This window comes from Polaromonas sp., assembly GCF_010365105.1.
GTDB lineage: Bacteria > Pseudomonadota > Gammaproteobacteria > Burkholderiales > Burkholderiaceae_C > Polaromonas.
This window is the reverse complement of record NZ_JAAFGZ010000002.1, coordinates 197,772-219,000: the sequence shown is the minus strand read 5'-3', so window position 1 is coordinate 219,000 and position 21,229 is coordinate 197,772. Positions and strand designations below refer to the sequence as shown.

General features: G+C 58.7%; 17 protein-coding genes. 10 read left to right on the top strand and 7 right to left on the bottom strand.

Going from position 1 to position 21,229, the window contains the following annotated elements; genetic code table 11:
* Positions 1-996, top strand: a 996-nt coding sequence (locus GZ092_RS02460) for an amidase family protein (RefSeq protein ID WP_293634133.1), incomplete at its 5' end; no start/stop codon positions are given.
* On the top strand, positions 993-2,450 hold the full coding sequence (gene gatB / locus GZ092_RS02455; RefSeq protein WP_293634132.1) for an Asp-tRNA(Asn)/Glu-tRNA(Gln) amidotransferase subunit GatB: 1,458 nt from the start codon (positions 993-995) through the stop codon (positions 2,448-2,450). The genes GZ092_RS02460 and gatB, both read left to right, overlap by 4 nt.
* A gap of 293 nt (positions 2,451-2,743) precedes the next feature.
* On the opposite strand, the gene GZ092_RS02450 is transcribed toward gatB, so the two are convergent.
* Both GZ092_RS02450 and pyrE read right to left on the bottom strand, forming a co-directional pair.
* Positions 2,744-3,415: a DUF4124 domain-containing protein gene (locus GZ092_RS02450; protein WP_293634131.1), complete on the bottom strand. Its 672-nt coding sequence runs from the start codon at positions 3,413-3,415 to the stop codon at positions 2,744-2,746.
* A gap of 10 nt (positions 3,416-3,425) precedes the next feature.
* Complete coding sequence (pyrE, locus tag GZ092_RS02445) at positions 3,426-4,139, bottom strand: orotate phosphoribosyltransferase (protein ID WP_293634138.1); 714 nt, start codon at positions 4,137-4,139, stop codon at positions 3,426-3,428.
* Between the two features lie 52 nt (positions 4,140-4,191).
* Between pyrE and GZ092_RS02440 the strand changes: the two genes are divergently transcribed.
* Positions 4,192-5,007 carry an exodeoxyribonuclease III gene (locus GZ092_RS02440; protein ID WP_293634130.1) on the top strand — a complete coding sequence of 272 codons (816 nt, stop codon included), beginning with the start codon at positions 4,192-4,194 and terminating at the stop codon, positions 5,005-5,007.
* 118 nt (positions 5,008-5,125) lie between these two features.
* On the opposite strand, the gene GZ092_RS02435 is transcribed toward GZ092_RS02440, so the two are convergent.
* The gene (locus tag GZ092_RS02435; RefSeq protein WP_293634129.1) at positions 5,126-5,353 is read right to left on the bottom strand and encodes a hypothetical protein; all 228 of its coding nucleotides are present in this window, start codon (positions 5,351-5,353) and stop codon (positions 5,126-5,128) included.
* A gap of 406 nt (positions 5,354-5,759) precedes the next feature.
* On the opposite strand from GZ092_RS02435, the gene GZ092_RS02430 reads away from it, so the two are divergent.
* Positions 5,760-7,529 carry an ABC transporter ATP-binding protein gene (locus GZ092_RS02430; RefSeq protein ID WP_293634128.1) on the top strand — a complete coding sequence of 590 codons (1,770 nt, stop codon included), beginning with the start codon at positions 5,760-5,762 and terminating at the stop codon, positions 7,527-7,529.
* A 919-nt stretch (positions 7,530-8,448) separates the two neighbouring features.
* On the opposite strand, the gene GZ092_RS02425 is transcribed toward GZ092_RS02430, so the two are convergent.
* A complete protein-coding gene (locus GZ092_RS02425; protein WP_293634127.1) occupies positions 8,449-9,294 on the bottom strand; it encodes a PA4780 family RIO1-like protein kinase in 846 nt (281 codons plus the stop codon).
* Positions 9,295-9,386: 92 nt separating this feature from the next.
* On the opposite strand from GZ092_RS02425, the gene GZ092_RS02420 reads away from it, so the two are divergent.
* The 5 genes from GZ092_RS02420 to GZ092_RS02400 all read left to right on the top strand — a co-directional run bounded on the left by GZ092_RS02420 (position 9,387) and on the right by GZ092_RS02400 (position 14,767).
* Positions 9,387-9,992: a TetR/AcrR family transcriptional regulator gene (locus tag GZ092_RS02420; RefSeq protein WP_293634126.1), complete on the top strand. Its 606-nt coding sequence runs from the start codon at positions 9,387-9,389 to the stop codon at positions 9,990-9,992.
* 98 nt (positions 9,993-10,090) lie between these two features.
* Positions 10,091-11,248, top strand: coding sequence for an iron-containing alcohol dehydrogenase (locus GZ092_RS02415; RefSeq protein WP_293634125.1), 1,158 nt, complete (start codon positions 10,091-10,093; stop codon positions 11,246-11,248).
* Between the two features lie 89 nt (positions 11,249-11,337).
* Positions 11,338-12,447 carry an alkene reductase gene (locus GZ092_RS02410; protein ID WP_293634124.1) on the top strand — a complete coding sequence of 370 codons (1,110 nt, stop codon included), beginning with the start codon at positions 11,338-11,340 and terminating at the stop codon, positions 12,445-12,447.
* A 166-nt stretch (positions 12,448-12,613) separates the two neighbouring features.
* Positions 12,614-13,297, top strand: coding sequence for a type 1 glutamine amidotransferase domain-containing protein (locus tag GZ092_RS02405; protein WP_293634123.1), 684 nt, complete (start codon positions 12,614-12,616; stop codon positions 13,295-13,297).
* Between the two features lie 99 nt (positions 13,298-13,396).
* Positions 13,397-14,767, top strand: a complete 1,371-nt coding sequence (locus GZ092_RS02400; RefSeq protein WP_293634122.1) for an NAD-dependent succinate-semialdehyde dehydrogenase — start codon at positions 13,397-13,399, stop codon at positions 14,765-14,767.
* 169 nt (positions 14,768-14,936) lie between these two features.
* Here GZ092_RS02400 and GZ092_RS02395 read toward each other — a convergent pair whose 3' ends face one another.
* Together GZ092_RS02395 and GZ092_RS02390 are read right to left on the bottom strand one after the other, a co-directional pair.
* A complete protein-coding gene (locus GZ092_RS02395; protein WP_293634121.1) occupies positions 14,937-16,985 on the bottom strand; it encodes an acyltransferase family protein in 2,049 nt (682 codons plus the stop codon).
* A gap of 253 nt (positions 16,986-17,238) precedes the next feature.
* On the bottom strand, positions 17,239-19,041 hold the full coding sequence (locus tag GZ092_RS02390) for an acyltransferase (protein WP_293634120.1): 1,803 nt from the start codon (positions 19,039-19,041) through the stop codon (positions 17,239-17,241).
* A gap of 147 nt (positions 19,042-19,188) precedes the next feature.
* On the opposite strand from GZ092_RS02390, the gene GZ092_RS02385 reads away from it, so the two are divergent.
* The gene (locus tag GZ092_RS02385; RefSeq protein WP_293634119.1) at positions 19,189-19,425 is read left to right on the top strand and encodes a hypothetical protein; all 237 of its coding nucleotides are present in this window, start codon (positions 19,189-19,191) and stop codon (positions 19,423-19,425) included.
* Here the strand turns inward: GZ092_RS02385 and GZ092_RS02380 are convergent.
* Positions 19,419-20,831 (bottom strand): undecaprenyl-phosphate glucose phosphotransferase, encoded by a 1,413-nt coding sequence (locus GZ092_RS02380; protein ID WP_293634118.1) that lies wholly within the window; start codon positions 20,829-20,831, stop codon positions 19,419-19,421. The genes GZ092_RS02385 and GZ092_RS02380 overlap by 7 nt on opposite strands.
* Between the last annotated feature and the right edge of the window lie 398 nt (positions 20,832-21,229).

Sequence of the window (21,229 nt, the reverse complement as noted above, 5' to 3'; positions counted from 1 at the left end):
CCCGCCGCCACCGGCACCGACACCGGCGGCTCGATCCGCCAGCCGGCGTCGCTGACCGGCATCACCGGCATCAAGCCGACCTATGGCCGCTGCTCGCGCTACGGCATGGTGGCGTTTGCCTCCAGCCTGGACCAGGCCGGCCCAATGGCGCGCAGCGCGCTCGACTGCGCGTTGCTGCTGTCCGCGATGGCCGGACCCGACCCCGACCGCGACTCGACCTCGCTGGACCTGCCCGCCGTGGATTACGCTACTGATTTAATAGCTAAAAACCCAGACGGGACAAGCGGAAAGCCGCTAAAAGGCTTGAGAATCGGTCTGCCCACGCAGTTTTTTGGCGCTGGCTGCGCGCCCGACGTGCTGGCCGCCGTCCGCGCTGCGCTGGCCGAGTTTGAAAAACTGGGCGCCACGCTGGTCGATGTCAGCCTGCCGCTGACGGAATTGTCGATTCCGGTCTACTACGTCATCGCCCCGGCCGAAGCCAGCAGCAACCTGAGCCGTTTTGACGGCGTGCGCTACGGCCACCGCGCGGCGCACTACACCGACCTGACCGACATGTACAAGAAGTCGCGCAGCGAAGGCTTTGGCGACGAGGCCACGCGCCGCATCATGATCGGCACCTATGTGCTGAGCCACGGCTACTACGATGCCTACTACCTGAAGGCGCAAAAGATCCGCCGCCTGATCGCGCAGGACTTCCAGACCGCCTTCACGCAATGCGACGTGATTGCCGGGCCGGTGTCGCCCACCGTGGCCTGGAAGATCGGCGAAAAATCAAGCGACCCGCTGGCCAGCTACCTGGCTGACATCTACACCCTGTCGTCCAGCCTGGCCGGCCTGCCGGGCATGAGCATACCGGCCGGTTTCGGCGCGGGTGGCATGCCCGTCGGTCTGCAGCTGATCGGCAACTATTTCAAGGAAGCGCAGCTGCTGGGCGCGGCGCACCAGTTCCAGCTGGCGACCGACTGGCACCAGAAAGCACCCGGAACCGCAGCATGAGCAAAACCACCCCCTCCCTGCTGGTGCAGGGCTACGAAGTCGTTATCGGCTTTGAAACCCACACCCAGTTGACCACGAAATCCAAGATTTTCAGCCGCGCCTCGACCTCGTTCGGTGCCGAGCCCAACACCAACGCGTCGGCCGTCGATTTCGCCCTGCCCGGCGCGCTGCCGGTGATGAACAAGGGCGCGGTCCAGCGCGCCATCGAGTTTGGCCTGGCCGTGAATGCGCACATTGCCGAAAGCAGCGTGTTCGCCCGCAAGAACTATTTCTACCCCGACCTGCCCAAGGGCTACCAGATCAGCCAGTTCGAGATTCCCGTGGTGCAGGGCGGCGTGGTCGATTTTTTCCTGGATGGCGAAAAGAAATCCGTTCGGCTGGTACGCGCCCACCTCGAAGAAGACGCTGGCAAGTCGCTGCATGAAGACTTCATCGGCCAGAGCGGCATCGACCTGAACCGCGCCGGCACGCCGCTGCTGGAGATCGTCACCGAGCCCGACATGCGCTCGACGGCCGAGGCCGTGGCCTATGCCAAAGAGTTGCACAAGATCGTCACCTGGATCGGCATCTGCGACGGCAACATGCAGGAAGGCAGCTTCCGCTGCGACGCCAACGTATCGGTGCGCAAGCCCGGCGAGCCGCTGGGCACGCGTCGCGAGATCAAGAACCTCAACAGCTTCAAGTTCATGCAGCAGGCCATGGACTACGAAGTGCGCTGGCAGATCGAGCAGATCGAGGACGGCCACGCCATCCAGCAGGCGACCGTGCTGTTCGACCCGGACACCGGCGAGACGCGCAGCATGCGCAGCAAGGAAGACGCCGCCGACTACCGCTATTTCCCCGACCCGGACTTGCCGCCGCTGGTGATTGGCCGGGACTGGGTGGAAAAGACCCGTGCGGAAATGTCGGAACTGCCGCGCGTGATGGCGGCGCGTTTTGTCGCCGACTATGGCCTGAGCGACTACGACGCAGGCCAATTGACGCAGAGCAAGGCGACGGCGGCTTACTTCGAGGCGGTGGCAACGGCCAGCAAGCAGCCGAAGCTGGCCAGCAACTGGGTCATGGGCGAGTTGTCGCGCCGCCTGAATGCAGAAGAAAAGTCGATTGAAGCGTCCAGCGTCAGCGCCGCCCAGCTGGCCGCGCTGATTGGCCGCATTGCCGACGGCACGGTTTCCAACAATGCCGCCCGGCAGGTGTTTGACGCCTTGTGGACCGGCGAAGGCCAGGACGTTGACACGCTGATCGACGCCAAAGGCCTCAAGCAGATGAGCGACACCGGTGAACTCGAAACCATCATCGACGGCGTGCTGGCGGCCAACGCCAAAAACGTCGAAGAGGTGCGCGCCGGCAACGCCAAAGCCTTCAATGCGCTGGTCGGCCAGGCCATGAAGGCGACCAAGGGCAAGGCCAACCCGGCGCAGGTGAATGAATTGCTGAAGAAAAAGCTGGCTTGAGGCCCTGCACTGCATGCATTAAAACGCTATTGAAATAATAGCTACTCATGCACGCCAGCATTGCGCAAACAGGCAATCTGGCTTCAAAAATTGAAGCTGCTCAGCTTGCAGAATGGAGTCCCTTCTTACTCCCTCTCCCTCTGGGAGAGGGCTGGGGTGAGGGCTCCCCGATGGCGTTTTTCGTGACTGACCCCACGCCTGCTGACCCCCATCCCGGCCTCTCCTGGAAGGGAAAGGCGTCATGCGGACTCGCGGCCATCTGTCACGGGAGATAGCTCAAAAGTTGCAAAAACTCAGTTCCTGACGGTCCGGGAACTGCCAGCGCTGCCAGGGGCAGGGGGACTGGCTGCCGGCCACAGCTGCCTGAGCTTGGCCAGCTCTTCATCAAAGCGCTGGTTGACGCGCTTTTTTTCCTGCTGCTGGTCGGCGATGAAGCGTTGCTGCACGGCGACGCTGCCCTCGTTTTCCTCCAGCCTGCGCTTGAGCGAAGCCGGCGCCCTGGACGGGTCCTTGGCATAAAACTCCAGTTCGCCGGCCAGGGACTTGCGCTGGTCAGCCAGCTCGCCGCGCCGCTTGCTTGACGCCTTGATGACTTCATCGATCTGCAGCAGCGCCGCCGAACGTTCGCGCGCATGCACTTCAGGCGTGGGATAGCGCAGCAGCAGCGCCTTGTCGCGGCGCCGCTCTTCGGCTTCGCGGGCACGCAGCTCGGCCGCCCGCCTGTCTTTTTCATCCTGCGCGGTCTGCTCATGTGCGGTCAGTGAGGGACCGATCTGGCGAGTGACGATGCCGGACGGCGACAGCGTGCGCTGGGTGCGGTCGGTGCATTCGGCAATCGGGCGGTCGGCGGTGAGGGTGCGGCCTTTCGCGTCCACGCAGGAGTAGATGTCCTGCGCCGCCGCAGCGCCGCCCAGAAGGAAGGCCAGACCGGCAAGACCGGGCGAGAGCAGTGAGGGCAGGCGCAATTTGGTTTCTTCAGTTGACGCCGTAGCGTTCGCGGTAAGCCAGGACAGCCTGGTAATGTTCCTTCAGGGGCGCTGCATCGGCGCTTTCGCCGCCGGTGGCGTCGCCGCTGTGCAAAGCCAGATACTGCAGCAAGTCGCTCAGGCGCGCAATGGCACAGACCTGCAAGCCAAGTTGCCGCGTGACGTATTGCACGGCGCTGTGGTCCACATCCAGCCCGTTCTCGGTGGCTTTTTCCTGCCGGTCCAGCGCAATCGCCACCGCATGCGGCGTGGCGCCGGCCGCCTGGATCAGCGCTATCGACTCGCGCACGGCGGTGCCGGCGGACATCACGTCATCGACGATCAGCACCCGCCCCTGGAGGGGTGCGCCGACCAGCGTGCCGCCCTCGCCGTGGTCCTTGGCTTCCTTGCGGTTGTAGGCAAACGGCAGGTTGCGCCCCAGCCGCGCGAGCTCGATGGCGACGGCGGCGGCCAGCGGAATGCCCTTGTAGGCCGGGCCGAAGATCATGTCGAAGGCCAGGCCACTGCGCTGCTCTTCGGCCAGCAGCTGGCGCGCATAAAATTGCGCCAGCCGGCCGAGCTTGGCGCCGTCGTCGAACAGGCCGGCGTTGAAAAAGTAGGGGCTCATGCGCCCGGCCTTGGTTTTGAACTGGCCAAAGCGCAGCACCCCCGATTCGACGGCGAACTGCACGAACTCCTGGGCCAGGCTGCCCTCCGGTGGCATGGCCTCGCCTTGATTGCCTGTCTGCCCTGTCGTCATATTCATTGAAAGTCCCATGTTCAAATTAACCAGCCTCAACCTCAACGGCATCCGTTCCGCCGCCACCAAGGGCCTTCAGGAATGGGTTGCCCAGTCGATGCCGGATTGTATTTGTGTCCAGGAACTCAAGGCACAGGCCACCGACATCAGTGGCAGGTTTGAAGAAATCGCCGGAAGCAAAGGCTATTTCCACTTTGCCGAGAAAAAAGGCTACTCGGGCGTGGGCATCTACACCCGCCACGAACCCAGCGACGTGATCGTGGGCTACGGCTCGACGGAGTTCGATGCCGAAGGCCGTTATGTCGAATTGCGCTTTGACCGGCCCGGACGCAGCCACAGCCCGAAACTGTCGATCATCAGTTGCTATTTTCCGAGCGGCTCGTCGGGCGAGGAGCGCCAGGCGGCCAAGTTCCGCTTCCTGGCCGAGATGCAACCGCGTCTGGCGGCGCTGAAGCAGTGCGACGGTACGCCTCGCGAGTTCGTGCTGTGCGGCGACATCAACATCGCACACCAGGAAATCGACTTGAAAAACTTCAAGGGCAACCGCAAGAACAGCGGTTTTCTGCCTGAGGAACGCGCCTGGATGACGGAACTGCTGGGCCAGGCCAGCATGGTCGATGTGTACCGCCGGCTACATCCGGAAACCACCGGCGACGCCTACACCTGGTGGAGCAACCGGGGCCAGGCCTATGCCAAAAACGTGGGCTGGCGGCTGGACTACCAAATAGCGACGCCGGACTTTGGCGCCACCGCCCACTCGGCAGCCATCCACAAGGCGCAGCGTTTCAGCGACCATGCGCCGCTGACGATCGATTACGACTGGAGGCTTTGAGCAGCGCCGACGCAAGCGGCGCATGTCCGCGCATGCTGCGCCGCTGCGCAATGGTCTGCACCAGCGCGTCAACTTCTGCATGGGCAAGCTCCCCGGCAAAGGGCTGACTCAACGGCACTCAGGAAAAGTGCGTGTTCGCCGCATCCGCCACCTTGGTGCGAAAAATCACTTCCCCGTCATGCACACGCACCACGCGCACCTCTTTTTGCACCGGCAATGTAATGCTTTTGGCGGCAATGGCCACGGCCAGCGAACTGTTGTCGTAGAGGTGGTCAAAGTTGATGGCCAGTAACAAATTACTGGCAAGCGTACCGCTGCTTTCAATTTTGTATTTGGGAGTGGACATGAAGAACCCTTGTCTTTAATAGTTATGCGCCTGAGACGTGGCGCCCAGGACTTTATCAGTCACCACTGATACGAAATCAACCAGCTGACACGGGGTGCTGCCACTACAGAAGAGACCGGCCGCCAGACGTGACAATTTTTAGAGAAATAGCCCCGCCGGCACATCCCCTCAACAAGGGATACAACGGCTTTACTTGGCAACAAACTGTAATATTCAACGCCACACCATCACCCGACTCCCTTGAAAAGGTTGCCGTCCGCGCCTTTGGGGAAAATGCATGGCCACCCACTGCGCAGGGGATGCGTGCGTTGTCTGCGTTGCCACGGCGCTGAAATTTTCCGCCTGGCTTCATCCACCGCGCTTTTGGAGATACTGCAGCGCATGCGCAGCGCTAAGGAATAAAACCATGCACATTCTCTGGACCTATCTGCGGCCACACCGCAGGCTCGCCGCCCTCGCCCTGCTGCTGGCCGCCATCAGCCAGGTGCTGGCGCTGGTCGACCCGATCATCTTCGGCCGGATCATCGACGACTACGCCATCGGGCGCGCCGGCAAATCCGAAGCCGAACTCGTGTCGGGCGTGCTGTCGCTGCTCGGGCTGGCGGTGGGGGTGGCCGTGCTGTCGCGGCTGGCCAGGACGCTGCAGGACTATGCGACGCGGCTGCTGGTGCAGAAATTCGGCACGCAGATCTTCAACGACGGGCTGCGCCAGGTGCTGCGGCTGAAATACCAGGAATTCGAGGACCTGCGCAGCGGCGAAACGCTGTCGCTGCTGCAAAAGGTGCGGGCCGACAGCGAGCGCTTCATCAACGCCTTCATCAACACCTTTTTCGCGGCCATCGTGGGCATTGCTTTCCTGAGCTGGTACTCAGTGACCAGGCACTGGATGCTGGTGCCGGTGTTTCTGGTCGGCGTGCTGCTGATGGGCGGGCTGACCGGGCTGCTCAGCCGCGAGATCAAGACGCAGCAGCGTTCCATCGTTCGCGAGACCAACCGCAACTCGGGCTTCATCACCGAGTCGCTGCGCAACATTGAACTGATCAAGAGCCTGGGCCTGACCTTTCCCGAGATACGCCGGCTGCAGGCGCAGACGATGAAGATCTTTGCGCTGGAAATGAAAAAGGTCAGGCGCATCCGCCTGCTGTCCTTCCTGCAGGGAACCACGCTGAGCCTGCTCAAGCTGGCGATCCTGTTTGCCCTGCTGTGGCTGATCTTTCGCGATGTGCTGAGCACCGGCGAGCTGATCGCCATGCAGTTCATCTCGGTGGCGATTTTTGCGCCGTTGCAGGAACTGGGCAATGTGATCGTGGCCTACCGGGAGGTCGAAACGTCGCTGTTGAACTTTGACGCGCTGATGAAAAAACCGGTCGAACGGCGGCCCGAGTCGCCGGTCAAGACCGGGCCGGTGACGTCGGTGCGCTTTAGCGATGTCAGCTTTCGCCACAAGGGGGCCGCCGACAACGCGCTGGAATCGCTGTCGTTTTCCGCCGGGCTGGGCGACACCATTGCGTTCGTGGGCCCGTCGGGCTCGGGCAAGTCCACGCTGGTCAAGCTGCTGGTCGGCCTGTATTCACCGGCCAGCGGCCAGGTGTCCTACAACGGCATTTCGACCCGCGACCTGCGCTACAACGAGGTCCGGCGGCAAATCGGCTTTGTGACGCAGGAAACGCACCTGTTCGCCGGCACGCTGCGCGAGAACCTGCAGTTCGTCAAACCCGACGCAACCGACGACGAAATCATTGCCGCGATGGAGCAGGCCGCGTGCGCCTACCTGCTGGCCAAGTCGCCCGAGGGGCTGGACCTGGTCATTGGCGAGATGGGCATGAAGCTGTCGGGCGGTGAAAAGCAGCGGCTGTCGATTGCCCGGGCCTTGATCCGCCAGCCGCGCCTCTTGATTTTTGACGAAGCCACGTCAGCGCTCGATTCGATCACCGAGGAACAGATCACCCGCACCGTGCGCCAGCTGTCGGCCAGCAGCAGCCGCATCACGCTCCTGATTGCCCACCGCCTCTCGACCATCATGCATGCCAACACCATCTTTGTGCTGGAAAAAGGCAGCATCGTGGAAAGCGGCAGCCATGCCGAACTGCTGGAAGCCAAGGGGCTGTACTACGCCATGTGGCGCCAGCAGATCGGCGAACGGCCGAGCCGGCATGCGCTGACGCTTGCCGCTTGATTGCTGTAGTTTCTGTTCTTGTTCTTGTTCTTGTTCTTTGGCTTTGGCTTTGGTGGGTTCTTCTGTGGATTGAGGGGTGAGCGCCTGCCCGGCGGGGGGTGACTTTCTTTTCTGGCAAAAAAGAAAGTAACCAAAGAAAGTTGCCCTGGGAGCGGGAGCGGATCAGAGCTGAACGCTCTGACGGGCCTTCGCTTCGCTGGGCCCTGGGCACCTGGAGGTTGGGGCTGGTAGCCATGCCAGTAGCTGGCTGGTTCTACCCTTCGTTCGCCAACAGCTTCACGCTCTGCTTGATCGGCTCGTTTGTGTTTCAAAGACTGCTGGTAGTTTCTCGCCCTGTCTGTTTCTTGGTTTGAACCTGCAGACAGCGGACAGGAAAAGGGCAATGGTGGCTCCACACCCGGCAGCTGAGAAACAAAAAATAGCGCAGCCGACAGCAAACATGAAACAGCCCAAAGCGACGCACGTAGCGCAAGCCAAGCAAGCCAAGCAGATAAAGCAGATAAAGCAGAGCGTGAAGCTGTTGGCGAACGAAGGGTAGAACCAGCAAGCTAAGCCATGGAATCCTGTCCAGCGATCAGAGAATCCAGGGCCCAGCGAAGCGATGGCCCGACAGAGCGTTCAGCTCTAACCCGCTCCCGCTCCCAAGGCAACTTTCTTTGGTGACTTTCTTTTTTGCCAGAAAAGAAAGTTACCCCCCGCCGGGAAGGCGCTCACCCCTCAATCCACAGAAGAACCCACCAAACCAAAGAACAGAAAAATAAACCGCAGCCATCAACGCCGGAAACCCCAGCAGTCACTTTTTAGCAATCAAATATGGCTTCCCCGCACATCCCGCAAGCGTAAACAGCTATTGATTCAGTAGCAAAGAGCTATCAGCTGACGTGTGCGCCTGGAAAAAAGCCAGGATGATGCCGCCGCCTCAGGACTGCGCCATGCGCACGCGGCGCGCGGCTTCCTCGGCGCTGGCGTCGTCGATCTCGCGCAGCACGCCGCCCAGGTCCACCGGCCCGGTCTTGCGCCGGAACTGGCCGGTCAGCACCGTGTCGGGGTACAGCACGCCGCGCTGGTACAAATCCCACATCTCGTTGCCGTAGTCGATCTTCAGCAGGTCGGGCGCGAAACGGCCAAAGAAATTGCGCAGGTTGGCTACGTCGCGCAGCAGCATGCGATTGGCGTGATTGTTGCCGGCGGCATCCACCGCCTGCGGCAGGTCGATGATGACCGGGCCGTCTTCGGCCAGCAGGATGTTGAACTCGGACAGGTCGCCGTGGACGACGCCGGCGCACAGCATGCGGATGACTTCGGTGGTCAAGCTGGCATGGTGCCGGCGCGCCTCTTCGGGCGTGAAATCGACATCGTTCAGGCGTGGCGCGGCGTCGCCGTTGGCGTCGGTCACCAGTTCCATCAGCAACACGCCGTCGCAGAAGTTGTACGGCTGCGGCACGCGCACGCCGGCATCGGCCAGCTTGTACAGGGCATCGACCTCGGCGCTTTGCCAGGCGGCTTCGCTGGCCTGCCGGCCAAACTTGGTGCCCTTGGCCATCGCGCGCGCCTGCCGGCTGTTCTTGACCTTGCGGTTTTCGGTGTAATCGACCGCCTGGCGAAAGCTGCGCTGGTCGGCTTCCTTGTAGATCTTGGCGCAACGCGTTTCGTCGCCGCAGCGAACCACATAGACCATCGCCTCCTTGCCACTCATGAGCTGGCGGACGACGGTATCGATCAGGCCCTCTTCAACGAGGGATTGGAGTCTTGGGGGTGCTTTCATGCCCGACATTGTGCCCGGCAACGCGAGCCGCTCATGGACAGCAGAAGACCTTACTAGACGACTGGTCTAATTTAAACGGTAAACTCCAGCCCATGAGCAACGAACACACGGATGTCAAGCAACACATCCTCGACACGGGACGCACCATCATTTTGGGCAAGGGCTTCTCGGCGGTCGGACTGAACGAAATCCTGGCCACGGCCCGCGTGCCCAAGGGCTCGTTCTACCACTACTTCAAATCGAAGGAAGCCTTCGGCGAAGCGCTGGTTGACAGCTACGTCAAGGATTACCTGGCGCATGTTGACCAGCAACTCCGGCCCGACGGAACGCCCGCTGCAGAGCGCCTGATGCGCTACTGGGAAAGCTGGGCCAGCACCGACGATGCGCAGGTCACTGAATGCAATTGTCTGGTGGTGAAGCTGAGCGGTGAGGTGTCTGACATGTCCGAAGCCATGCGCGTCGCCTTGCTGCGCGGCACCAACCTGATCATCGAGCGGCTGGGTCACTGCATTGCAGAAGGCTTGGCCGAGGGTTCGCTGGCCAGCGATTTCGATGCTAACCAGACGGCGCTGTCGCTGTACGAGTTGTGGCTGGGCGCCGCCTTGCTGACCAAAATACGACGAGATCGCAGTGCCATGGATGCTGCCATGACCGCAACTTTGGGCTTGCTGAAACTGCCACAACAGACAGCGGCCTGATCCTTTTTTTTATAACCATCCCGGCCCGCACGGCGCCCACCCTGCGAGCCATTTTTTTCAATAACTATTAGCCGACTGGTCTATTTCAGAAAGAAAGCATGCAGAGTTTTACGTTTTACAACCCCACCCAAATCATTTTCGGACGTGACAAGGTCGCCGAGCTGGCCCATCTGGTACCCGCCAGCGCCAAGGTGCTGATTCTGTACGGTGGCGCCAGTGCCGAGAAGACCGGCACGCTGGCTGAAGTCAGGGCCGCACTGGGCGACCGCGTGGTCCAGGAGTTTGGCGGCATCGAGCCGAACCCGACCTACGAAACACTGATGAAAGCGGTCGAGCAGGTTCAGCGCGAAAAGATCGACTTTTTGCTGGCCGTCGGCGGCGGCTCGGTGATTGATGGCACCAAGTTTGTCGCGGCAGCGGCTTGCTTTGAAGGCGACGCATGGGACATCTTGCTGCAGCACGGCAGCAACGTGACCCGCGCCCTGCCCTTCGGCACGGTGTTGACCTTGCCGGCCACCGGCTCGGAAATGAACAATGGCGCGGTGGTGACGCGCAAGGCGACACACACCAAGCTGGCCTTCATGAGCCGCCACGTGTTTCCGGTGTTCTCGGTGCTGGACCCGACCAAGACCTTCACGCTGCCGCCCAGGCAGATCGCCAATGGCATCGTCGATGCGTTTGTCCACACGGTAGAGCAGTACCTGACCTACCCGGTGCAGGGCCTGGCGCAAGACCGTTTCGCCGAAGGCCTGCTGCAAACGCTGATTGAAATTGCCCCCAAGGCGCTGGCCGAGCCCGAAGACTACGACACCCGCGCCAACCTGATGTGGACCGCCACGCTGGCGCTCAATGGCCTGATTGGCGCCGGTGTGCCGCAGGACTGGGCCTCGCACATGATCGGCCACGAACTGACGGCGCTGTATGGCATCGACCATGCGCGCACGCTGGCCATCGTGCTGCCGTCGCTGCTGAACGCGCAGCGCAACACCAAACGCGCCAAGCTGCTGCAATACGCCGAACGCGTCTGGCACCTCACCAGCGGCAGCGACGACGAGCGGATTGACGCGGCCATCGCCCGCACCCGCGCGTTTTTTGAAAGCCTGGGCATCAGCACCCGCCTGTCGGGCTACGACCTCGGAAGCGAAGCGGTCGATGCGGTGGTCAAGCAACTCGAAACCCACGGCATGACCCGCCTGGGCGAACACCAGGACATCACCCCGCAAGTCAGCCGAACCATTCTGGAAGCGGCGCTGTAAGGCGCGGTCCTATCCGGGGTGCTTGCGGATTCCTGAAGTCCGCAGGCACCCACCGTACGCATTTTTATTCCTCAACCTCAAAGATCCCCATGCTGAAAAAACTCCTCGCGCCCCTGAAGATGGGCCACCAGACCCTGCCCAACCGCGTCATCATGGCGCCGCTGACCCGCTCGCGGGCCGGCCAGCCAGGCGACGTGCCCCAGGCCCTCAACGTGGCGTATTACACCCAGCGCGCAAGCGCCGGCCTGATCGTCACCGAAGCCACGCAGATTTCCCGCCAGGGTCAGGGCTATGCCCTGACGCCCGGCATCTACACCGACGCGCAGGAAGCCGGCTGGAAAAAGGTCGTGCAGGCGGTGCATGCCCAGTACGGTCACATCGCGTTGCAGCTCTGGCATGTCGGCCGCATCTCGCATTCGCTGCTGCAGGAAAACGGCGCCGCACCGGTCGCGCCGTCGGCACTGATCGCCAAAGGCGCCCAGTGCTTCGTGATCCAGCCCGACGGCACCGCTGAAAACGTGCCGACCGAAACACCGCGCGCCCTGGCGACGGAAGAACTGCCGGGCATCGTCGAGCAGTACCGCCAGGCCGCCGTGCGCGGCCAGCGGGCAGGCTTTGACTTTCTGGAACTGCACGCGGCCAACGGCTACCTGCTGCACCAGTTTTTGTCCACCAACAGCAACCAGCGCACGGATGCCTACGGCGGCAGCCTGGAAAACCGTGCGCGCCTGACGCTGGAGGCGCTCGATGCGCTGATCGGCGTGGTGGGTGCGTCGCAGGTCGGCGTTCGCCTGTCGCCGCATTTCATGGCGCACGGCATCAACGACAGCGAAGCCGAAGCCAGCGCCCTGTACATGGCGCGTGCCTTCAGCGAGCGCGGCATTGCTTATTTGCACATCGCCGAACCCGACTGGGCCGGCGGCCCCGAACTGACCGATACCTTCCGGGCGCAGCTGCGCACGTCGTTTGACGGCGTACTGATTTTCTGCGGCGGCTACACGGCGGCCGAGGCCGATGCGCTGATTGCCCAGGGCACGGCGGACGCCGTGGCGTTCGGCCGGCCGTTCATTGCCAATGCCGACCTGGTCGAACGTTTCCGCCAGGGCGCGGAACTCAATACCCCTGACCGCACGACGTTCTACGGCGGCGGTGCGCACGGTTACACCGATTACCCGACACTGGACTTGCAGCCGGCGTAAGGCCCGGACGCTTCATGACGCTATTAAATAGATAGCTGCTTGCGCTCATGGCACTTGCGCAAAAGCACTTTTTCATTGATAAAGAGCAGCCACGCAGCCATTTCGACCACATTAAACGCCCCTCACTGCCCCGGCTGAGGCAGGGACGGTGCATAAAGGACATGACATGAAAATTCTGATGGTTCTTACCTCGCACGACCAGCTCGGCAACACCGGCAAGAAAACCGGGTTCTGGCTGGAAGAATTTGCCGCGCCCTATTACGCGTTCAAGGACGCGGGCGCCGACATCACGCTGGTGTCACCCCAGGGCGGCCAGCCGCCACTCGACCCGAAAAGCGACGAAGCCGACGCGCAGACCGATGCCACCCGCCGTTTCAAGGCCGACCCCGCCGCGCAGGCTGCACTGGCCCATACCGGCAAGCTGTCGGCGGTATCCGGCGATGGCTTTGACGCGCTGTTCTACCCCGGCGGCCACGGCCCGTTGTGGGACCTGGCCGAAGACGCCGATTCCATCAAGCTGATTGAATCCATGGCCGCCGCCGGCAAGACCGTGTCAGCCGTTTGCCATGCGCCCGGCGCGCTGCGCCATGTCAAGGCCGCCGACGGCACACCGCTGGTCAAGGGCAAAAACGTCACCGGCTTTACCAACACCGAAGAAGAAGGCGTGCAGCTGACCGACATCGTGCCCTTCCTGGTCGAAGACATGCTGGTGAAAAACGGCGGCCACTACAGCAAGGGCGCCGACTGGCAGCCGTATGTCGTCATCGACGGCAAGCTGATCACCGGCCAGAATCCGGCCTCGTCAGAACCTGCAGCGCAGGCTGTGCTGCGCCAGCTGAAAGGCGAATAGTCAAGCATTGACCTACGGGCATGCAGCCTGATAGCCGATGGCCAGGCAAGCCGCCCACGGGTCCAATAGTTCATCTGTCAACCGATCAAAAAGGAATTCATGGCCTACCAAAGTACCAATCCCTACAACGGAAAAGTCCTGCAGAAATTCGACGAAATCAGCGACGCGCAGCTTGAGGAAAAACTCAGCCAGGCGTCCAGCTGTTTTGAAACCGAATGGCGCGGCAAAAGCTTCGCCGAGCGGTCCGCTGTGCTGGCGCGCGCCGCCGCCATCCTGCGCGAGCGTCCGCAGGAGTTTGCCGAGCTGATCACGCTGGAAATGGGCAAGCTGCTACCGCAAAGCCTGGGCGAAGTCGCCCTGAGCGCGGCCATTCTTGACTATTACGCCGAGCATGCCGAGCGTTTCCTGGCCCCCGAAAAAATCGCCACCCCACGCGGCGAAGCGATGGTCGAAAGCAGCCCCATCGGCGTGCTGTTCGGCGTCGAGCCGTGGAACTACCCGTACTACCAGATCGCCCGCTTTGCCGCGCCCAACCTGATGGCCGGCAACGTGGTCATGGTCAAGCATGCCTCCAGCGTGCCGCAATGCGCGCTGGCCTGGGAGCGCCTGATGCTCGAAGCCGGCGCACCGGCGGGCGCCTATACCAACCTGTTCATCTCCAAAGACCAGGTGGCGCAGGTGATTGACGATGCGCGCATCCGCGCCGTGGCGCTGACCGGCAGCGAAGCCGCTGGCGCCGTGGTGGCCGCGCGGGCCGGGCAGAACCTGAAAAAGACGACGATGGAACTCGGCGGCAGCGACGCCTTCATCGTGCTTGACGACGCCGACCTGGACAAGGCGGTCAAGCACGCCGTCAGCGGCCGGATGAGCAATTCGGGCCAGGCCTGCACCGCGTCCAAGCGCTTCATCGTGGTTGAATCGATGGCCGACGGTTTCCTGGAGAAATTCCAGGCCGCGCTGGAAAACTTCAAGCCCGGCGACCCGATGGACAAGCAGACCACGCTGGCGCCGCTGTCTTCGGCCGAAGCATTGAAAAACCTGCTGGGCCAGGTGGACGAGGCGGTAGCAGGCGGCGCGCGCGTGCTGACCGGCGGCAAGCGCATTGAAGGCCAGGCTGGCACCTTCATGCAGCCGACCATCCTGACTGACATCGACAAGGGCAACCCGGCCTACATGCAGGAGTTCTTTGGCCCGGTGGCGCTCTTCTTCCGGGTGGCCGACGAGGATGCGGCGGTGGCGCTTGCCAATGATTCACCGTTCGGCCTGGGCGGCTCGGTGTTCACGCAGGACATCGAGCGCGGCAAGCGCGTGGCGCGGCGCATCGACACCGGCATGGTGTTCATCAACTCGGGCGCTTCGTCGTCGCCGGAACTGCCGTTTGGCGGCGTGAAGAATTCAGGCTATGGCCGCGAACTGTCAGGCGCGGGCATCCAGGAATTCGTCAACAAGAAACTGATCCGGGTGAGCTGATGATGCTTTTTTTGCTATTGAATAAATAGCAAATAATGCTTTCAGTGAAAGCGCAGCAGCCATATTTGGCTTAAATTATGGCTGCTGCGCACTTGATTGACCCGAAACCGGTGCCAATGGCACGCTGGGTACCGGTTCGGCGGCACGGCAAAGGGTTCAAGGTTTTCATTCACCGGAAAAAGCTCAACTGGTTTTTCATCCGGGAATGTTTTCGTTCAGGCGTGCCATTGCCATGCGTCTGAAAAATCTCCGCAAACATCGGCACAAGCAACTTGTTGCCATATTCGCTCATATGGTCGTCATCGTGGTACAGCGGCCGGTCATCCCTGGCGCCCTGGCAGCGACCTTCCGGACACAGGTAAGGCAAGGGGTCGAGGATTTTAACGCCGCAGCGGTCATGCGCGGCGTCTTGCGCAGCCCAGACAAGCGCATGGCGCTGTTGATAAGCCGCCAGGGGAATGGAAATGTCTATCTCCTGTCCGAACAACAGCGCCCGTGCCATGGACTTTGGCACATCGGCAGGCATTTCAGGGATGGGGCGGACCAGGTAAACGGTGCGGTTTTTTGCCATGAGGCAGGCCGTGTCAGTGACCTTGGCCGTGAATTCGCGCAGAAATTCTGGCGTGGCCGAATCCTGCAACTGCGAAAAGAAAACCATTGGTACGGCGGCTTTTGAGGCGTCCGGTTCGCCAAAGGCATAAAAGCTCAACCGGTGCACGACAACGAGCGGGACATGCCTGGGAACTGCATCGAGTTGATCCATGACCCATTCCACGAATTCCTCGCACGCGTACCCTTTGTTCGCTTGCGCTTCCTTGAATGCCGGCGATGCCGACACGCCCGGCAAGGCCGGACAGCCGCCGTAAGTCCATTGCATGATGCCATCGGCTGGATCGGGAACAGCAGCCGCCAGCGCGGTCGTGACCGCATCGGCATGGCTGTCGCCGATCACGATGGCTCTCAGATGCTTCCCGCCATACATGCATGAAGGCGACGTGCTGCCGCCCTGGTCAACATGGCATTCGTGCCGGCGCGGATTGATGTTTTTTGATTCCGCGGCCATCGCCTCAATGGCGTTTGAAAACCGTCCGGCAACGCCATCATTCGCCCGAATCCCCAGCACAGGCGCTGCCACGGCCACCACCGCGCCAAGCAAGAACACCCCGCCCCAAGCCCTTCGCAGTTGGCCCAATTGCATCCGGGCGGGCAATTCGACCAGACGATAGGACAGGTCGCCAAGCACCAGCGTCAGCGCCAGACCGGCGGCAATGGCTGGGGCGTCTGCCTCCCATTCGAGGTAATTCAGCGCCACCATGACCGGCCAATGCCACAGGTAAAGCGAATAGGAGCGCGAGCCCAGCCACTGTGCGGCAGCGTGTCCTGTCCAGGACGAGGCAGAACGCACAGCCAGCAGTACAGCCACCGTGCCCAGCACCGGCACCAAGGCACGCCAGCCCGGCCAGGGCGATGCGGTGTCAAAGCCGGCCATGGCGCCGATCACCAGCGCCAGCCCGGCTGCTTCGAGTACGGTGCGCTGGCGCGCCGTGAGGTTGACGCGGTGCGCCAGCAGGCAGGCCAGCCCACCGGCCAGCATTTCCCAGGCGCGCGTAGGCAGCAGGTAAAAAGCCGCCGTCGGGCGCAGCAGTGTTGTCACCACCGACAAGGCGAGCGAAATGAGCAGCACCACGGTCAGGGCCATGCCCAGCGGACGGCGACCCGGGCGCCACTTCCACACGGCCATCAGCAGCAGGGGCAGCAGCAGGTAAAACTGCCACTCCACCGCCAGCGACCAGGTGTGCAGCAACCATTTTTCATGCGACGCGGCGTCAAAATAACCAGCCTCGCGCCAGAACTTGACGTTGGAGAGAAAAACCAGGCTGAGCACCGCATGGGCACCCAGCGCCGAATACTCGACCGGCGGCAGCGTCCACCAGCCCAGCACCAGCAGGACCGTACACAGCACGATCAGGGCCGGCATGATGCGCCGCGCCCTGGCCAGGTAAAAAGTAAACAGCGAAAAATGCCCGCGCTCCAGGCTGGTGGCCACCATGCCAGTCATCAAAAAGCCTGAAATCACAAAAAACACATCGACGCCGACAAAACCGCCGCTGAACCCAGAAATGCCAAAGTGATAAAAAATCACCGCGGCAACGGCCCAGGCACGCAAGCCATTGATGTCACTTCGAAAACCGGATGCCACGGGGGAGTTCTGGAACAAACAAATCTCTCAGTGCGTTGGGTTTGGGATTGTGGGACCTGCGCCCCGACCTGGTTAGTGGCCGAACAGTGCCTTTTTACGGCGCGGTGGCGTCAACATCCATCGTTTTGAACACCCAGCAGGATGTTGTGATCCGCGCTGCACAGCAAGCCGTAAAAGGCGTCGTCAAGGTCAGTTTGAATTTGCAGGACATCCATGTGGGACAGCGACAAGCCCAATGCCTGGGATCAACAGGGTTTCAGTAGGATTTCAGTCAGTAAGATTCGCGCACTATTGAGTGCTTCAGCAGTTCGCCATAACGGCTGGTCAACAAAACCTTTTTCCCGAAATAAATAGCGCCATACTTGGTCAAATGCACTCTGTCCGTACTGATGGGAAGACCCATTTCGTCGGTAATTGGTATATAACCGTCCTTCACGACACCGGACATTAAAGACAGATAATTTTCGAAGGGAATTTCGGCCAACATTTCCTGTTCGAGCTTGATTGTTTCATCAAGCACCGGATTGAATTGATTTGCCTGTTTTTCAGGTGCCAGCCTGATTATCCAGTTAAGATTTTGTCCAAACCCTTTTGGGCCGGAATAAAATAGTTCAAAGCCATTTTTTTTGGAATATTCGACATCTTTTTTTATACATTCCTTTCGGTAGCCACTTGCAAAAACAACAATGTCAGCATTTTCAACAAGATTTTTATAAGTATCGTTTTTAAAAGGAATCATGCAATCACTGAAGTCATCGTGATAAATCATTTCAACATTTGACATGTCAAATGTCTCTGATGTCATATTAACAAAATCTCTGCCGGTGCTATTGCCCAATACCAGAATGTTAATTTTTGACAGATCAGAAAATCTATTTTTTTTAAAGTCAAAAACCCGCTCGTTATAAATTCTCTTGTCCAGATCGCCCAGCAACACACTGGCAGGAAAAACCCTCACAGGCATGCCGTAACTGTTGTTCAAATAAAATCCAGCGGCTAAAAATGCTGCAGAACATAGCGCAGAACCATAAAATATGGTTTTTTTGGAAAATATTGATTTATCCCGGAAAGGAGTCTCGATGAATTTCCAGCTGAGGTATGCGATGAATAAAGTCAAGCCGATCAGGACTGCTGCAATGTTCCTGCCTGGTGGATTCACAAAATAGATACGGGAGAAGCTGAAAAGGGGTTGATGCCACAAGTAAGCGCTGTAGCTAATCAACCCCAAACCAACCACAAACCGGTTTCCCAATAGTTTTCCGGCAAAGGTATTTTCAGATGAATAGGCAATGACCAGAACTGAACCTATCGTGGGAACAAGTATATAAATTCCAGGTGCCGGTTGATTTCGACCAAATGTAAAAATAGATATCAATATCAGGAGCAGGCCAGCCAAACTCAGCAAATCGCTACTGGCCGGATCACCGGTAACAGGTGCCTTGTTGCTCAAATAAAATGCAGTCAATGAGCCGAGCAGTATTTCCCATGCCCTTGTCGGCAAAAGATAAAACGCAAGATCCGGCGACTTGGCAACACCCCATGTTGCCAGCAAAAAACTTGCCAAAGCAATAAAAAAAACAGTTGCCCGCAGGTACTTCCGAAAGTATTTCCATCCAATTATCAGGATAAAAGGAAATATAATATAGTACTGCTCTTCAACACCCAGACTCCACGTATGAAGCAGCGGCTTGTATTCGCTTGCCAAAGCCCAATAGCCAGAAGTAAGTGCCAGTAATATATTGTTTGAAAAAATCGTTGTTGCAAAAATTGACTGGCCTAAATTTTTGAATTCGTCCGGCATCATCCAGAAGTAACCCAAAAAAATACTCGTCAGCATCACCAGATACAGGCACGGCAGGATTCTTCGAGCCCTTCGTTCATAAAATTTTGAGATTGAAAATCTGCCAGCCTGCAGATCCGCATAAATGATTGTAGTTATCAGATATCCACTAATCACAAAAAATATATCTACGCCAACAAAGCCACCACTGAAAGAATCAAATCCAGCATGAAACATGATTACTGGAATGACGGCCAATGCTCTGAGGCCATCTATTTCCCTTCTGTATTTCATAGTCAATCCCTGCTTTTATCAAAAATCCCTACCTGAAAAACATGCGAGCACTTGATATGCGAGGCTTGCTTGTAGACTGGTGAGGGCTCAACGTGCAAGGAATCAAATTCCACGCGTTTGGTTACTTGGAAATTTCAACAGGTTTTGATGAAATTCAAAGCGTGCCCGCGCAAGACGGATGCGCTGCATTGCCTACTTCCAGTCATCGAACTGCGCCAGCGCTTGCAAACCGACAAGCGCCGCACACTGCAACATCTGGCGAATATTCAAAAACTGCATGTTTTCCTGCTATGGCGTATAACGGGATTTCTTGGCGCGTTTGCACTACTGACTTCTTGCAATTTCATTTTTTACCAAATTGACTACGAAATCGACCGTCAATAAGCAGTACTGTCTTTAAAGACAAGGCGGATTGTTTTGACAATAATGATCATGTCGAGCAGCAGTGACCATTTGCGCAAATAATCCAGATCAAAATCGATACGTGCCTGCATTTTTTCCAGCTTGTCGGTTTCACCGCGCAAGCCATTCACCTGCGCCCAACCGGTGATGCCAGGCCGAACCTTGTGCCTGACCATATAACCCTTGATCAATGTGCGGTACATCTCATTGTGGGCAACTGCATGGGGCCGTGGCCCCACGATACTCATGCGGCCCTGCAATACATTGATGAATTGCGGTAGTTCATCGAGTGACGTCCTGCGCAAAAATGCACCCAGCGGGGTAATTCGCAAGTCATTTTTCGTGGCTTGCTGAATCGTGCTGCCATCTTCGATGACCGCCATGGAGCGAAACTTGTAAATCACAATCTGTTCGCCATCCAGGCCATACCGTCTTTGCCGGAAAATGACAGGACCTGGCGAAGTTGATTTAACCATCAGCGCGATCAACAGCAGCAGGGGAAAAATGAGCATCAATATGAAGGTTGAAAAAACTATGTCGCTTGCGCGCTTCAGGAAACTCCTGAAACCCCTGAACGGGGTGTCACAGACAGAGATGACATCGACGCCGCATACGGACTGGCTGCGTCCCTGAATCAAGTCTGTGATGAACATGTCTGGAACGAAATAAATGGAGCATGTCGTATCCTTGAGGCTATCAAGAATTTCCAGTATTCTTGGCTGCGCCGTCATGGGCAATGACAGGTAAACTGACTGGACCCGATGCTTTTTGACATAGGCTGCCAGGCTCTCGATCTTTCCCAGCACCCGGTATCGGTCTTCCCTGCTGATGCGATCCATTCCCCGGTCTTCGAAAAACCCCATGAATTCCGTGTCAGCATAAGGCGCGAACTCGACTTTTCTTGCAAGTGCGATTCCTTGCCTGTTCATGCCGACAACGACCATCCTGCGAGATGCAACTTGCTCTTTGAATAAACCGGGAAAAACCCCGCGAAGAACAAGATGCGCTCCGATTTGGGAAGCTGGTGCAACCCATAGCCACGTATAGATGACCTCTTTTGAAAAATACCGGGTGAAGTGCGCTGAAAAATCGCTCAGCCTGAAAATCAAAGCAATGCAACACCAGAATATTGCAATATTTAATGAATTTTCCAACATCGATAGCTTGAATTGCATTGCACCCCATGCAGACAGGGTGAAGACCACGATAGAGAGGACAAGGTAGGCCGGGCGCAACACATGCTCGAAATGAAATGCAAGCGTCCAAAGCGACAACACCAGAACCAGTCCGATAAAAATTCCTTCAGCTATTCCAGCAAGATAATTCCTTGCAGGAACGACCAATGCGGGGTCCTGATCTATTTTGAAAGCAATGCGTTTTGTCAACATAATGGTGCATTCAGCGGTTTGAACAAAATTTTAGAAAACAAATTCTGGCGTTTTAATTGACTCTCCGTAAGTTGGGCGCCAGATGACAAAAATAATGCTCCTGGCAGTGCTTCAATGCATCTTGATATAGATGGGCATCGCATGCCTGAAAAAATATTTCATGAAAAATCTGGTCCACGAGCTTGTTCAATGCTGTTCATGTCCATGATCAGGATGCGGCTGCCTGTCAGGATGACCCGGTTTGACTCCTGGGCCACCTGTCTGTGAATATCAGCTTTTGTATTCATGTAAACGAGCAACAGGCTCGAACAGTGCAATCACCGTTTCCAGTGCAACTTGAAACAGCCAGTCAATGCCCGTCCAGGCTTGAGCAGCAAAGACATTGGCATGGTCGGCAT